The 13,276-nt window shown below is 71.7% G+C and carries 11 protein-coding genes and 1 pseudogene; 6 read left to right on the top strand and 6 right to left on the bottom strand.

Annotated elements, in window-relative coordinates; translation table 11 throughout:
• The first annotated feature begins 525 nt into the window (after positions 1-525).
• Complete coding sequence (locus ASC99_RS18430; protein ID WP_369825111.1) at positions 526-1,548, top strand: serine hydrolase domain-containing protein; 1,023 nt, start codon at positions 526-528, stop codon at positions 1,546-1,548.
• Between the two features lie 341 nt (positions 1,549-1,889).
• On the opposite strand, the gene ASC99_RS18425 is transcribed toward ASC99_RS18430, so the two are convergent.
• Positions 1,890-2,339 (bottom strand): hypothetical protein, encoded by a 450-nt coding sequence (locus tag ASC99_RS18425; protein WP_057233334.1) that lies wholly within the window; start codon positions 2,337-2,339, stop codon positions 1,890-1,892.
• Between the two features lie 355 nt (positions 2,340-2,694).
• Positions 2,695-3,867, bottom strand: a complete 1,173-nt coding sequence (locus tag ASC99_RS18420) for an FAD-dependent monooxygenase (RefSeq protein ID WP_057233332.1) — start codon at positions 3,865-3,867, stop codon at positions 2,695-2,697.
• Between the two features lie 51 nt (positions 3,868-3,918).
• On the opposite strand from ASC99_RS18420, the gene ASC99_RS18415 reads away from it, so the two are divergent.
• Complete coding sequence (locus ASC99_RS18415; RefSeq protein WP_235583058.1) at positions 3,919-4,509, top strand: TetR/AcrR family transcriptional regulator; 591 nt, start codon at positions 3,919-3,921, stop codon at positions 4,507-4,509.
• 53 nt (positions 4,510-4,562) lie between these two features.
• Here ASC99_RS18415 and ASC99_RS18410 read toward each other — a convergent pair whose 3' ends face one another.
• Positions 4,563-5,369, bottom strand: a complete 807-nt coding sequence (locus ASC99_RS18410; protein WP_057233420.1) for a class I SAM-dependent methyltransferase — start codon at positions 5,367-5,369, stop codon at positions 4,563-4,565.
• Positions 5,370-5,561: 192 nt separating this feature from the next.
• On the opposite strand from ASC99_RS18410, the gene ASC99_RS18405 reads away from it, so the two are divergent.
• The 3 genes from ASC99_RS18405 to ASC99_RS18395 all read left to right on the top strand — a co-directional run bounded on the left by ASC99_RS18405 (position 5,562) and on the right by ASC99_RS18395 (position 8,543).
• Positions 5,562-6,203, top strand: a complete 642-nt coding sequence (locus ASC99_RS18405; RefSeq protein ID WP_063857118.1) for a TetR/AcrR family transcriptional regulator — start codon at positions 5,562-5,564, stop codon at positions 6,201-6,203.
• Positions 6,204-6,333: 130 nt separating this feature from the next.
• Positions 6,334-7,089, top strand: coding sequence for a hypothetical protein (locus tag ASC99_RS18400; RefSeq protein ID WP_057233327.1), 756 nt, complete (start codon positions 6,334-6,336; stop codon positions 7,087-7,089).
• On the top strand, positions 7,086-8,543 hold the full coding sequence (locus tag ASC99_RS18395) for a serine/threonine-protein kinase (RefSeq protein WP_235583057.1): 1,458 nt from the start codon (positions 7,086-7,088) through the stop codon (positions 8,541-8,543). The genes ASC99_RS18400 and ASC99_RS18395 overlap by 4 nt, the downstream gene beginning before the upstream one ends.
• A gap of 173 nt (positions 8,544-8,716) precedes the next feature.
• Here ASC99_RS18395 and ASC99_RS18390 read toward each other — a convergent pair whose 3' ends face one another.
• On the bottom strand, positions 8,717-9,751 hold the full coding sequence (locus ASC99_RS18390) for a helix-turn-helix domain-containing protein (RefSeq protein WP_057233325.1): 1,035 nt from the start codon (positions 9,749-9,751) through the stop codon (positions 8,717-8,719).
• Positions 9,752-9,846: 95 nt separating this feature from the next.
• Here ASC99_RS18390 and ASC99_RS18385 point away from each other — a divergent pair, with 95 nt between their 5' ends.
• Entirely contained in the window at positions 9,847-10,743 is an 897-nt protein-coding gene (locus ASC99_RS18385) for an alpha/beta hydrolase (protein ID WP_057233323.1), read from the top strand.
• 34 nt (positions 10,744-10,777) lie between these two features.
• Here the strand turns inward: ASC99_RS18385 and ASC99_RS18380 are convergent, their stop codons facing one another.
• Together ASC99_RS18380 and ASC99_RS18375 are read right to left on the bottom strand one after the other, a co-directional pair.
• On the bottom strand, positions 10,778-12,454 hold the full coding sequence (locus ASC99_RS18380; RefSeq protein WP_057233321.1) for a penicillin-binding transpeptidase domain-containing protein: 1,677 nt from the start codon (positions 12,452-12,454) through the stop codon (positions 10,778-10,780).
• A gap of 139 nt (positions 12,455-12,593) precedes the next feature.
• Positions 12,594-13,276 (bottom strand): annotated as a pseudogene (locus tag ASC99_RS18375) (hypothetical protein); the annotation flags it as partial.

Below are 13,276 nucleotides of genomic sequence, written 5' to 3'. Positions count from 1 at the left end.
TTGTCGAAACCTTGAGCAGTCCAGGAGGCCCTGTTGTCGCTGTTGTACGCCCTCCCGCCTGCCTGGCTCCAACGCCTGCCTGGCTGGAGGGCAGGGCGGGCAGCCGGAGGGCTACTGCCACCGGCAGCCCGTGCGCTGGTCCACGCCGACCCCGAGCACGAGGACTGGTTCGCCTCACTCCTGGAGCTGGGGCGCCGGATTCATCTCCACGGGATTCTCCAGAGCCGTCGGACGTACATCAGCGAGGGCCTGTGAGAGTTCTTTGCGGAGCGAGCCCGAGGCGTTCGGATGAATGCGCGCTGGGGGGCGGCGTGGCGCTGCGGGCAAGGACCTGAAGGGCCTTACCTAGAACGCATGTGCATCCGAATGGGCCGAACTGCCCTGCTCAGCATCGCGATGGTCGTCTCTGCCTGCGCAACGGCCTCCCTGCCTCCGGTTGCCGGTCCCGCAGCGGCCGTACCGGTTTCCAGGGAATCGGCCGCCGCGTCACAGCCCTGGGATGCGACCGCGGCGGAACTGGACCGGGTGATCCAGCAGGCGGCCACCGATGCCGGTGTCCCTGGAGTGATCGTGGGCGTCTGGAAGCCCGGACAGCCACGCTACGTGCGGGCTTTCGGCGTCGCGGACACGAGCGACTGCGCCCCGATGCGCACCGACCTGAACATGCGGATCGGCAGCGAGACCAAGACCTTCACCGTCACCGCGCTGCTCCAACTCGTCGACCGCGGGCAGGTCGGCCTGGACGACCCGATCTCCGCGTACGTCGACGGAGTGCCCGACGGAGAGCACATCACGCTGCGTCAGCTCGCGGATATGCGCAGCGGCCTGTTCGCCTACAGCAAGGACGCGGGCTTCCAGCACCTGCTGGCGACCGAGCCGCATCGCCAGTGGTCGCCCAGTGAGCTGCTCAGCATCGCCTTCGAGCACCCCAACCAGTTCCCCCCTGGCACACAGTTCGACTACTCCAACACCAACACCGTGCTGCTCGGCCTGGTCGTCGAGAAGGTCACCCACCGTCCCTTGAGGGACGTGATCCGGGACCTGATCACGCGGCCGAGCGGCCTGGACCACACCTTCCTGCCGGAGGCGGCGGAGTTCCCGCTGCCGCACGCCCACGGCTACACCGACGTGACGCCGGACGGCACGGTGGCGGACGCCACGGACTTCAACCCCAGCTGGGGCTGGGCAGCCGGCGCGATGATCTCGGACCTCGACGACATGCGCTCCTGGGCGGAGAACGTCGCGACAGGCGGACTGCTGACTCCGCAGACCCAGGCGGAGCGCCTCGACGCGCAGCCCACCGGCGCGCCGGGTGACGCCTACGGGCTGGGCATCGACATCAACCACGGGTGGATCGGCCACGCGGGCTCCCTGCCCGGCTACCAGAGCCTGACGGTCTACCTGCCCGCCCAGAAGGCGACGATGGTGATCCTGCTCAACACCGACATCCCCTCGAACAGCGAGAATCCCAGCACACTGCTCGGGCGGGCCATCACCCAGGTGGTCAGCCCAGACAACGTCTACGGCGACGCGTCCGACCAGAACTGACAGGCGAGCCTGCCGACTCGGGTGGGTGATCTTCAGGCTGGCCGGGCATGAAAGTGGGGCCTCCCGCACAGCTCGTGGGTGTCGAATCCAATCGAGCAAAAGGAGGCCCCTGGTGCTGCAGTCTTCCGTGTCCACGCCGGTGACATCCAACTCGGCCGCCCTGTCGTGTGATTGCCTCGCTCACCGGTTCGGGAACGCCGGAGACCGGCCACACAGGCGTCCGAGCATTACCCGCGCCCGCGCCGAACAGCAGCAGGCCGTCAGCTGACGGTTCTCGGGCCTTCCCCTGCTGGTCAGGCCATACGACGGCCGCCACCAGAGCAGCAGGGAAGGTCCTTGCATCAAACCCGGCAACAGGACTCGCTCAGATGGCTGTCGATCCCAGCCAGCAGATCCTGAGCCGCTACCCTCACCACAGGGTCACTGTCGTGGGTGAGCTGGTCCGCTGTCGCCCGGCGGCTCAGCACGGCCTGGTGAGCTTCCAGTTGCACCTTCGGCTGCGGCGGGTTGCCGTGTTCGAGGATCGTCTGCAGCAACCCGATGACCCCGGCCCGGGAGTTCACGGTCTCGGTGACCGCGAGGTCCCACAGGAAGGGAACAGCGGCGACGGTCGCGTCGAAGACTGCCAGCTCACCGATCCACAGAGCGAGATCGCTCAGGGCTGCCTCACTCGCGCGGGCGTCGCCCCATGCGACCCGCGACAGCACGCCGGGAACATCGGCCGCAGATCCATAGGCATGCTTCAACTCGTGCCAGCGCACGCGGCTTACGCCCTTGAGAATCGTCCCCACCGATGCACTCCAGTCCGATCGTCAGACCCATGGCCCGATCAGACTCATTCCACCTCACTGACCGCCATGACCGCGAGTCTCAGCCGACACGCCGCTTAGGTGCTCTCGGATCCCAGCGACATTTCGACGGCAGCAGATCAACCTCTGCTGCCCAAACTCATCGACAACCGCTCTCCGTTGTCACCACGGAGCCACAGAGGGACTCGGCCAGGGCGAGACCGAGACCGCAGCTCCCCGCCCAGACTCTTGACGCGGCCCAAGCAGGTCCAGGCGCAGGGTGCCTGGTCAACTACCCTGTCCCGTCGGCCAGTCAGCGAGTACCGGTACAGTCGAGCCCAGAGGTCGAACGGCAAGCTCAGCGAGCCGGGGCGTACTCGGGCAGGGCACGGCGGTTGCCGGCCCGGCCGAGGCGTTCCAGGGTGCCGAGGGGCCGGGCCAGCGGCAGCCGGGCGAAGGCGTCGCGCACCCGACGGCCGCCTGCGGTCCTCGGCACCATGACGCGGAGGTTGAGGCCGATCTGCTGCCGCTGCCGGACCAGCGGGCGGAGCCCGGCGTGATAGCGGGCGAACGCGAGACGGTGGTCGCCGCCGGCTGCCGCGAGCTCCCCGGCCAGCCGGTAGGCGCCGACCAGGGCGAGCTCGGCGCCCGCGCCGGAGGCCGGGGAGGCACACCATGCGGCGTCCCCGAGCAGCGCCACCCGGCCGGTCGACCACGAGTCCATCCGCACCTGGGCCAGGGCGTCGAAGTAGAAGTCGGGGTCGTCCAGCGCGGTGGCGAGCAGCTCTCCGGTCCGCCACGCACCGTCGGCGAACGCCTGGCGCACCAGCTGCTTCTGCTGGGCGGTGTCGCGGTGGTCGTAGGCCAGCGGGCCGGAGCGGAAGATGAAGTACGCCTTGGCCTGGGCGTGGTGGCCGGACCGGTAGATCCCGGCCATCCGGCCCGGCTGGTTGAACATCGTCACCCAGCGGTCCTCGCCGAGCGCGGCCTCGGCGTCGGCGAACGCGAAGTAGTGGTCGTGGTGGTGCAGGAACCGTGCCTCGGGGCCGAAGGCGAGGCGGCGGGTGGTGGAGTGCAGGCCGTCGGCGCCGAYCACCAGGTCGAAGCGGCGGGTGCCGCCCCGCTCGAAGGTGACGGTCACTCCGCTGTCGTCCTGCGCCGCCGCACTGACGGAGTCTCCGAAGACGTACTCGACGCCGGACCGGGCCGTCTCGTGCAGCAGTGCCACCAGGTCGCCGCGCATGATCTCGACCCCGCTCGGGTCCTCGGTGCCGATCCGGGCGACGGCGCGGTCCTCGGCGTCGACGAACTTCACACCGCGCACGTCGGTGGCCACCGCCCGGACCGACGGCAGGATCCCCATCCGCTCGACCACCTCGACGGCCGGACCCCGCACGTCGATGCCCTGGCCACCCTCGCGCAGGCCCGGCGCGCGCTCGACCACGGTGGGGCGGAAACCGTACCGGGCCAGCCAGTACGCCAGGGTCAGCCCGGCCACGCTTGCGCCGGAGATCAGGATCCGCTCGTTCATGGGGGCTCCCGGTGCGATACGGTAACTGAAATGCATGTTCCAGTTGAGTATGTGGAAGGGACGTTCCAGTTGTCAACACCCGCCGAGGGCGGACGCCGGGCCGACGCCGTCCGCAACCGTCGACTCGCCCTCGATGCCGCGACGGCGCTGCTGGCCGAACCGGGCAGCCCGCTGACCGTCGAGGCCATCGCCAGGAGGGCCGGGCTCGGCGCGGCCACCGTGGTACGCGCCTTCGGCGGCAAGGACGCACTGCTGGACGCCGCGGTGTCGGGCCTGCTCGAGCCGGTGGTCCACCGCGCCGGGCGACTCCTGGAACAGGACGACCAGGCACAGGCCCTGCGGACCTTCCTGACCGAACTGATCGCCTTTCAGTCCGCGCACCACGCCATCGGCGACCAGTTGGACGGCCTGACCCTGCCCGCCACCACCGCCCTGCGGGACGAACTCGTCCGGGTCGTGCGGGAGATGATCGTCGGCGCGCAGCGGGACGGTACGGTCCGCACCGACCTCGACCCCGCCGTCACCACCGCACTGATCGGCCGGACCGCGTACGCCGTCGCCCGGTCACAGCCCGCCTCCCCGGAGCTCACGGACGCCTACCTCACCGTCCTGATGGACGGCCTCCGCTCCCCGAACGGTTAGCGGCCCGGCTCGGTGAAGACCGAACACCGGGCGAACGGCTGATGCCCTCTGACTCAGCGACAGGCACCGGCCAGCAAGGCGGCGTGCGGAAGGACCAGCAGGCCGTCCTCGCCGAGGAACTCCTGTGACAGCACCTCGAAGTGTCGCTTGACGTCCGCACGAGTCTGCTCGGACTGGCTCAACAGCAGTTGCCCGATGAAGGCCACCCCGGCCGCCGGCCCGCTCCACCACTCCTCGGCACTCGCCCGGTGATCCCAGCGCAGCGTCTCGCACGTCGCCTCACGCAGTCCGGCCGACGCCATCAGCGAGACCAGACCAGCAGGGTCGCGCGGGAAGTCGTCCTCCGCCGCCAGCGGAGGCAGATCCGACGGTCGGGTCACGTCCGCCGCCTCGACGGCCCGGCCCAGCAGAGCCTGGCCGGCGGGAGCCGGGACCGCCCAGATCGTCAGCGCGATTCGCCCGCCCGGGCGGACCACCCGCCGCAGTTCCGCCAGTGCGTCCCTCGGCCGCCCCACGTGATTGAGCACGAAGTTGCCGACCACCGCGTCGAAGGCGCCGTCCTCGAAGGGGAGTTCCGGCAGGACGGCCGTCACCACCTCCGCGGACGGAGCGGCCTGCCCCGCCAACTCCACCATGCTGGGCTCGGCATCAACGGCAGTCACCTTCGCGCCACGCTCACACGCCGCCGCGGCCACCGTCCCGGTCCCGGTCCCGACATCGAGGACCCGAACCCCCTCCCCCACCGCCGCCGCATCGAGCAACTGCGAAGCCGGATACGCACACAGCCGTGCGAAGCTGCCCGCGAACGCCTCGGCACGACCGGCCCACGTCCGACGCTCGTACTCGTCGAAAGCCGTCACCTGCAGCACTGCCCCACCCCGGTTCCGCCGCAGAGCTCAAGAACGCGGCTGACCAGGACCCTAGCGCGCGTGGCGCAGGCGACAGGCGGTCAGGCACCCCCGGCCGGTTCGCGCAGATCCGGTACGGCAGCAGGGCATCGGTCTCCGGAGGGCAGCGTTCYGTACGGCGGCGCGTACTCGTACGATTGGCCGATGACTGGTGGGCGCAGGCGCGGACCGAGCAAGGGTGACCTGCGGGAGCAGGCCATTCTCCGGGTGGCTGCGGCCATGGTCGCCGAGCAGCCGATCGCCCAGATCACCATCGACAGCCTCGCGGCGGCGGCCGGGATCTCCCGGTCGTCCTTCTACTTCTACTTCGGTTCCAAGGCCGAGGTGCTCGCCCGGCTGCTGGCGCCGGTGGCCGCCGAGTTGAGCCAGGCGATGGTGTCCTGGAGCGAGGGCGGCGGTCCTGACCCCGAACCGCTCCGGGCCGCGCTGCGCCGGAGCGTCGGCGTCTGGCGCGAGCACCGCGACCTGCTCAGGCAGGTCCTGCTGGACGCCGCACCGGACCCGGTGATCGCGCCGCTCCGGGCCCGGATGATCGGCGACTGCATCGACCTGACCGCCGCCCGGATCCGCCGTGAACGGGCGGCCGGCCGTGCGCCGGCGGGGCCGCCGCCGGCCGAGACCCTGGCCCGGGCGCTCAACCAGCTGACCTTCGCGGTGCTGGCCACCTCACCGCTCGGCGTGCCGGGGGACGAGGCGGAGGCGGCGGTGGTCGAACTGCTGGAGACGGTCGTCCAACGCGTGGTCTACGCCGCCACTCCGGTCTGGCCTCCGACAGCCCTGACCTGACACCGACAAACCTGTGGTGCGCGTCATGTTGATTAATTTCGACACAGCGTCGATTCTGATTGCGCCCTGACAGGTCTTCGCCCAGCGGATCGGCCAATGCGCGTACCCGAGGGGCGGGAGAGGTGGGGGGATGGGGAGCGTCCTGGTGCACGTGGCCTCGGCCGACGGCACCGCTGTCAGCCTTGAGCTCGGCCCGGGCGAGGTGGCCCGGTTCGGCCGGGGCAGCGCGGAGCAACCGGTCGAGATCGCGTTGCCCGATCCGGCCGTGCCACGGCTGGCCGGTGAGCTCCGGGCCTCGGACGACCACTGGCAGTTGAGCAACTTCAGCACCTCGCTCAGCTATGTGGTGGAGAACCCGGAGGGGGCCGGCGAGTACATCAGGATCGCGCCCCGCCGGATCGGCGCACCCGTACCGTTCGAGTTCGCCCGGGTGGTGCTGCCCACCCAGGGCGCCTCCCAGAGCTTCCAGGTGTTCGCCCCGGCGCACACGTACTACGACGCGCCGCCACTCTCGCAGTCCGCCGGTCCGGCCACCCTGATGGCCTTTCCACTGGACGAGTCGGCGACCTACTTCCTGGTGCTGGTGGCCCTCTGCGAACCCCGGCTGCGCGACATGTCGGCCTCGGCGGTACCCACCACCCGGCAGGTGGTGGAGCGGCTGCGGACCCACCCCACGTGCCCCGGGATCTCCGAACCCACCGTCAGTTTCCACATCGACTACCTGGCCCGCAACAAGCTGCGGGTCCGTCAGCCGGAGAGCGGCGGGCGGCGGATGGACGGCAAGCGCGAGGCCGTGGTCTCACTCGCGCTCAGGTTCGGGCTGGTCCGGGAGGACCATCTCGCGCTGCTGCCCACCCGACCGGCGACCCGTCTGGAGAACTCGTGAACGACTGTCCCGTACCCGCCATCGACCGACCGCTGCCCGACGGGGCGGTGGCCGTCCCGCCCGGCTACCGGGTCGGCGACTGGGAGATCACCGGCTTCCTCGGCGCGGGCGGCTGGGGCAGCGTCCATCTGGCCCGGCGGGTCGGCCCCGCGGTCGAGGGCGAACCGGCCGTGGCCGCCGTCAAGTTCCTCACCACCACCGGGCTCGCCCCGCGCCAGGCCAGGGCGCTGGCCGAGACCGCCGACCGTGAGGTCGCGTTCAGCCGGGCCACCGACCATCCGCACCTGATCCGGGTGCTGGGCACCGAGGTCGTCTCCGACCCGGACACACCGTCACTGGACGGCGCGATCGCCCTGATCATGGAGCTCGCCGACCGGAGCCTGCTCGACGCCCTGGGCCGGGACAACACACCCGGCCAGGACGGCCAGGACGGCGAGCAGCCAAGCCTGCCGGCGGCCGGTCCGCTGCTGATCCAGATCGCCGAGGCGCTGGCCCACCTGCACGCCTCCGGCTGGGTCCACGGCGATCTCAAACCCGCGAACATCCTGCTGATGGCCGACGGCACCGCCAGGCTCGCCGACTTCGGGCTCGCCGCCCGGATCGAGGGCACGCACGGCTACGCGCCGCCGCTCGGCTCCCCCGACTACCTCCCCCCGGAGCGCCGGACCGAGCAGCTCAGCGAACGGGGCGTCATGACCCGCCCCGGCACCGACATCTGGGCCTTCGGGATCACCGCCCACCAGATCCTCACCGGTGGCGCGCTGCCGTTCGACGGCGGCACCCCGGCCGCGCGGGCGGCCGCCGTGCACGAGTACGGCACCGGGCGCAGCAGGCTCCGGCTGGCCGCCGAACTCCCGGCCGCCTGGCAGGCCGTGCTCACCGACTGCCTCGCCGCCGACCCGGCCGAGCGGGCCCGGCACACCATGGACAGCCTGCTGCCCCGGATCCGCGCGGCAGCGGCCGAGTGCGCTCCGGTCCCCCGCCGGAGCCCGAGCCGGGGGACGTGGACGGTCCTCGGCGCCGTACTCCTCGCGGGCGCCGTCACCGCCGGCTGGCTCGCCTGGCCGTCCGCCGACGCCGGGACCAGGACCGGGGCCGGGCCGGCCGCGGCCGCCACCAAGCCGATCCGCGTCTACAACATGGACGGCAACTGCAAGGACCTGACGGATCGGGTGCCCGCCTGCAGTCTCGGCCTGGCCCGCGACCCGCACCGCAAGTACGCCGCCGACAACGTGGTCGCGCACCGGGTCTGGCACGACGACGTGCTGCTCACCGACTGCGTGGTCAACGACGGCGACCGGGTCGAGGACGAGAACGGCATCGGCACCCCCCGCTGGTACCGGGTCCGGATCGACGGCCTCCCCGAGCAGTACGCCTGGCTCCCGGCCGTCCGTACCCGGGACGACCCGCAGGCCCCGGTCTGCCCGGCGACGGCCACCGCTCCGGTCGGCTGACCCGGGCCAGGGCCCTCCGCACCCCCGTGACGGAAGGACCCGGCCCGGGTCCGTACGGCCTTCCCCCGGGCGAGAAGGTGTCTGCCCTCATGATCGACTGTCCGGGCGGTCCGCAGTACCTGCATTTCTGCAGGTTGCCACCGGCCCGCCGAGGTGCTCAGCCTTCGAGGTGCTCAGCCTTCGAGCAGCCGCCACGCCCCGAGGGCCAGCGTGGCCCGCAACTGCCCGCCGGGCTCGGTGAGTTCGATGCCCAGGGTCCTGCCGATCTGTTCGAGGCGGCGGGCCACGCTGCTGTGGTGCAGGTGGAGGAGGTCGGCGGCGCGGCGCATCGAGCCGGTGACGCAGTAGGCGTCCAGCGTCTCCAGATCCTCCGGGTCGGCGGCCATCCGGGCGATCGCGGCCACGTCGGTGTTCTCGCGCGCGGCCTGCTGGGGTATCTCGGCCAGCAGCGCCAGTGCGCCCAGGTCCGCGTGGCGGACCACGGGTTCGCGCGGGCCGGTGAAGCGCAGGGCGGTGCGGGCCTGTCGCCAGGACGTGTCGGGGCTCGCGGCCGCACCGATGCCCGCGCGGACCTCCGCCGGGAATCCGGACTGGTCCACGGTGGTGGCCAGGATGACGCCCACGTCCGCGAGTTGGGCCGCCTTGACCGGGCGGGCCGGGCAGATCAGGGCGCCGATCCGGTCGAGCGGGAGCTCCGACCGGACGGCGATCGCACGCATCGGCAGGTCGACGGCGAAGCCCAGCAGGCGCAGGGCCCTGGCCCGGTCCGCCTCGTCGCTGCCAGGGCTGATCACCAGTTCGACCAGCGCGGGGTCGGCCATCGTGGTGCGGGCCGGTCCGTACCGTTCGACGGCCGCTGCGGCGGCGATGGCCAACCGGTCCAGCAGCACCTCGTCGAGCGGATTCGGCGGGCCGGGACGTTCCAGCCACACCGTGCCGATCTCCTCCTCGTCCAGGGTGATCGGCGCCGTGCTGGAGGGAGTTGACGTCGGGTCCGACAGCTCCGCGCCGTCGGCCGAGACGCGGATCACCCGCCCGGTACCGGACAGCCGGATCCCGGCCCCGCACTCGGCCAGGCCCGCCGACGACCGGGCCAGCGCCGGGAGATCCACCCGTCGGCGCATCAACGTGTCGTAGAACGCGACCACGCGGATCGCGCCCTCGACGTACGGGTCCAGTCCCGACAGCCGAACGGCCAGTGCTTCCATCGCAGCAGGATAGACACCGAACGGCGCGCAACTGAGCTGGAACGCGCGACAGATGGCGGCTGACCCCGAACCCGCCGACGGCGAGGATGGTCGTCATGGATCCCGAACTCGAAGCATTCGTCCCGCTGTTGCCGCCGATCGACCTGACCGACCCGGTCACCACCCGCAGGACCTTCGCCGCACTCGCCGCCTCGCGGCCCGCACCGGACACCACCGGTCTGGAGATCGAGGACCGCACCGTGCCCGGCACCCCGGACGTGCGGGTCCGGATCTACCGCCCGCACCAGGCCCAGGGCGCCGTCATCTGGCTGCACGGCGGCGGATTCGTCTTCGGCGACCTGGAAACCGAACACCCGTGGGCCTCCCGGATCGCCACCGGCTCCGGCGCGGTGGTGATCTCCGTCGACTACCGCCGGTCCCCCGAGAACCAGTACCCCGCTGCCCTGGACGACGCCTACGCCGTCCTGACCTGGACGGCCGAGCACGCCGCCGAGCTCGGCATCGACCCGGCCCGGATCGCCGTCGGCGGGCACAGCGCGGGCGCCGGGCTCGCGGCCGCCGTGGTGCTGCGCGCCCGTGACCGGCAGGGGCCGCCGATCCGCTTCCAACTGCTCAACGAGCCCGGGCTCGACGACCGCCAACAGACCTGGTCGCAGCGGAACTTCACCGACACGCCCTGGCACGACCGCGACACCCTGACCACGGTGTGGCGGCACTACCTGGGTGGCCGGACCGCCATCCCGTACGCCGCTCCCGCGCGGGCCGCCGACCTGTCCCGGCTGCCGCCGGCCTACCTCGCCACCGCGGAGTTCGACCCGCTCCGCGACGAAGCCGTCGAGTACGCGCTGCGCCTGTTGCAGGCGGGCGTGTCGGTCGAGCTGCACCAGTGGCCTGGCACCTTCCACGGCTCGCTGGCGATCCTGTCCGCCGAGATCTCCCAGCGGCAGCACGCCACTCTGATCACCGCCCTGCGCCGCGCCCTGGCCGCCTGAGGTCACGGCGTGCGTCCTGCCGACCCAGCACCGCTCAGCCCTTGTTGCCGACCTCCAGCAGCTTGGCGGCGGCGGGCCCGGCGGCCGTCGCGCCGTGGCCACCGGCCTGCACTTCGACCGCCACCGCCAGGTTGCCCGCGTAGGCGGTGATCCAACTGTTCGGCGCACTCTGGCCGTTGACCTCGGCGGTACCGGTCTTCGCGGCCGCCCCGGGGATACCGCCCAGGGCTCCGCTCGCGGTGCCGCTCTGGACCGTCCGCCTCATCATCGACTGCAGCTGACCGAGGACCGTACGGTCCAGCGAACGGGCGGCCCTGGGCTGGGCCGTGCCGGGGACCAGGATCGGCTGCCGGAACGTACCGCTCTGGACGGTCGCCGCGACCGAGGCCATCGCGAGGGAGTTGGTCTGGATCCGGCCCTGTCCGATGTAGGCCATCGCGGTCTCTGCGGGGTTGCTCTCCAGCGGCACCTTGGTGTCGAAGGTGGGGAGACCGGTCTGCCAGACCAGCCCGAGGCCGAACACGTCCTTGGACAGGGCCGGCAGGGTTCCGGGCTTGAGCTTGGCCTGACCGGCCTCCAGGAAGGCGGTGTTGCAGGACTGCGCGAAGTCGTCCTTGAACGTGTTGCCGAGCCGCTCGTCCAGGAAGTCGTTCGGCACCGCGCGGCCGGACACGTTGGTGGTCTTCGGACACGGCAGCGGGCTGTCCGGGGTGAGACCGGCCTCCAGCAGCGCGGCGGCGGTGATCACTTTCATGGTGGAGCCGGGCGCGATGGTGGCGCCGAACGCCCGGTTCGGCCCCTGCGCGGGGTTGTTGGCCAGCGCCAGGATCTGCCCGGTGCTCGGCTCGATCGCCACGACCGAGGCGGGACCGGACTGCCCCTTCGCCACCGCCTCCGCGACCCGTTGGAGGTCCGCGTCCAGAGTGAGCGGCTTCTTTGCGCCGTCCTTCGGCTCGGTGATGGTGAACAGCCGCTCGGGAGTGCCCGAACCTCCCGCCTGGGTGACCACCACACCGGTGCCGCCGCTCGCCGTCGTACCCTCGTCCTTGAACCGGATCTGCTCCAACACGGCTTGCACCGAAGGGAATTCGGTCAGCGGACGGCCCTTGCGGTCCACCACCTGCGACGCCGAGGCCGAGATCGGCTGCACCGCCAGGACCTTCGTGCCGTCGAGCTTGGGGTGCACGACGCTCGGCTCCCAGTGCACCACCGCCCGGCCGTCGTTCAGCTTCACCATCGCCACCGCGCCGTCGTACTGCCAGGCACTGGCCGCGCCCTTGAGCTCCACCTTCGCGTGGAACGACAGCGGCACTCCGGCACCCGTCGGGACACCGGACGCGGACGGCGAGGCGGACGAGTTCGCGAGGTTCGCGGCGGTCGGGCCCCCCGGCGTGAGTGCCAGCGACGTCGGCGTCAAGGTGTCCCGGAATTTCGCCAGGGCGACGATCGCTGCCGCCGGCTTGTCGGTGTGCCGCCCGGCCTCCTCGTAGTCGCCCTTGGCCCATGCGGCCAGGAACGCCGAAGCACCCTGTGCGGCGACCTCCGCTGACGGCAGCTCGGCAACCACCGCGAGAACCTTCGGGGACTGCGCGGCCTTCGGGGCCGAGCTCCCGGCGTCGTCACCCGCCACCAGCGAGTACGCCGCATAGCCACCGCCCGCGAACATGGCCGCCGTCACTGCCGCGACACCGATCTTGGCACCGTTGTGCATCTCTGAATCCCCCGATGGTCAGTACTTGAACAGAACAATTGTCGAGCCGGGCCGCGTGCGCCAGCTTTCCGCAGGAACGAAGCCCGGTCATGAGTACCGGTACTCATGAGACCCACCGCGCGGCCGCGATGTCCGCAGGTCAAGGCGAGGGCAGGCCGCCCGCCACCCGCTGCCAGGCCGGGTCGAGGGCGAGGGCGGACAGCTCCGCCGCAGTCAGCAATGGCGCGTTCGGATAGATCGCCGTCCGTCCGGTGCCTGGGCCCGGGATGTTGTCGGCGCCCACCCAGACCACCGTGCCGTCCGGCCCCTCCAGCGTGGCGGACCAGATCTGTCGGCCGTCGACGGCTCCCGCGCCCTGTCTGACCGTCAGGTTGCCACCGCCGGGCTGCGGGGTTGTGGTGCAGGTCGGCTGCACGCAGCTGGCGCTGCCCGTCGCGCCGTCCGGGGCCAGGTCCGGGGCCGTGTGGGAGATTTCGATCCCGACGGAGCCCGTTCCCACGCCGTTCCTCACGGTGTAGGCGGCGACCAGTGACGTGGACGGCCAGCCCGGACGGTCCGGGACCCGGTCCTTCTTGAACGGCTCACTGAGCTCCAGACCGACCGGGAGCTTCGCCCTGAACAGCTCCAGCAACTGCGCGGCGTCGACCGGCGTCGCAGGTGCGGTGTCGACGACGGCCGGGGTGGTCGGCGCAGCCGACGTGCTCTGCCCGGCCGGCGAGACCGGCGCCGATCCGACCTGCGGACCGAACCGGCTCAGGCCGAACCCCGCCGTGCCGATCAGCAGCACGGCGGCGACCGCCAGTTGGGACTGCCGGATCCGGT

This window comes from Kitasatospora sp. Root107, assembly GCF_001424875.1.
Classification (GTDB): domain Bacteria; phylum Actinomycetota; class Actinomycetes; order Streptomycetales; family Streptomycetaceae; genus Kitasatospora.
Note: the sequence above shows the minus strand (reverse complement) of the source record. Positions and strands in the feature narration are given on the sequence as shown.

Coding starts and splice junctions, on each gene's coding strand:
- ASC99_RS18405 (WP_063857118.1), top strand. CDS start 5,562: ATGACTGGTGGGCGCAGGCGCGGACCGAGCAAGGGTGACCTGCGGGAG.
- ASC99_RS18400 (WP_057233327.1), top strand. CDS start 6,334: ATGGGGAGCGTCCTGGTGCACGTGGCCTCGGCCGACGGCACCGCTGTC.
- ASC99_RS18390 (WP_057233325.1), bottom strand. CDS start 9,751: ATGGAAGCACTGGCCGTTCGGCTGTCGGGACTGGACCCGTACGTCGAG.
- ASC99_RS18385 (WP_057233323.1), top strand. CDS start 9,847: ATGGATCCCGAACTCGAAGCATTCGTCCCGCTGTTGCCGCCGATCGAC.
- ASC99_RS18380 (WP_057233321.1), bottom strand. CDS start 12,454: ATGCACAACGGTGCCAAGATCGGTGTCGCGGCAGTGACGGCGGCCATG.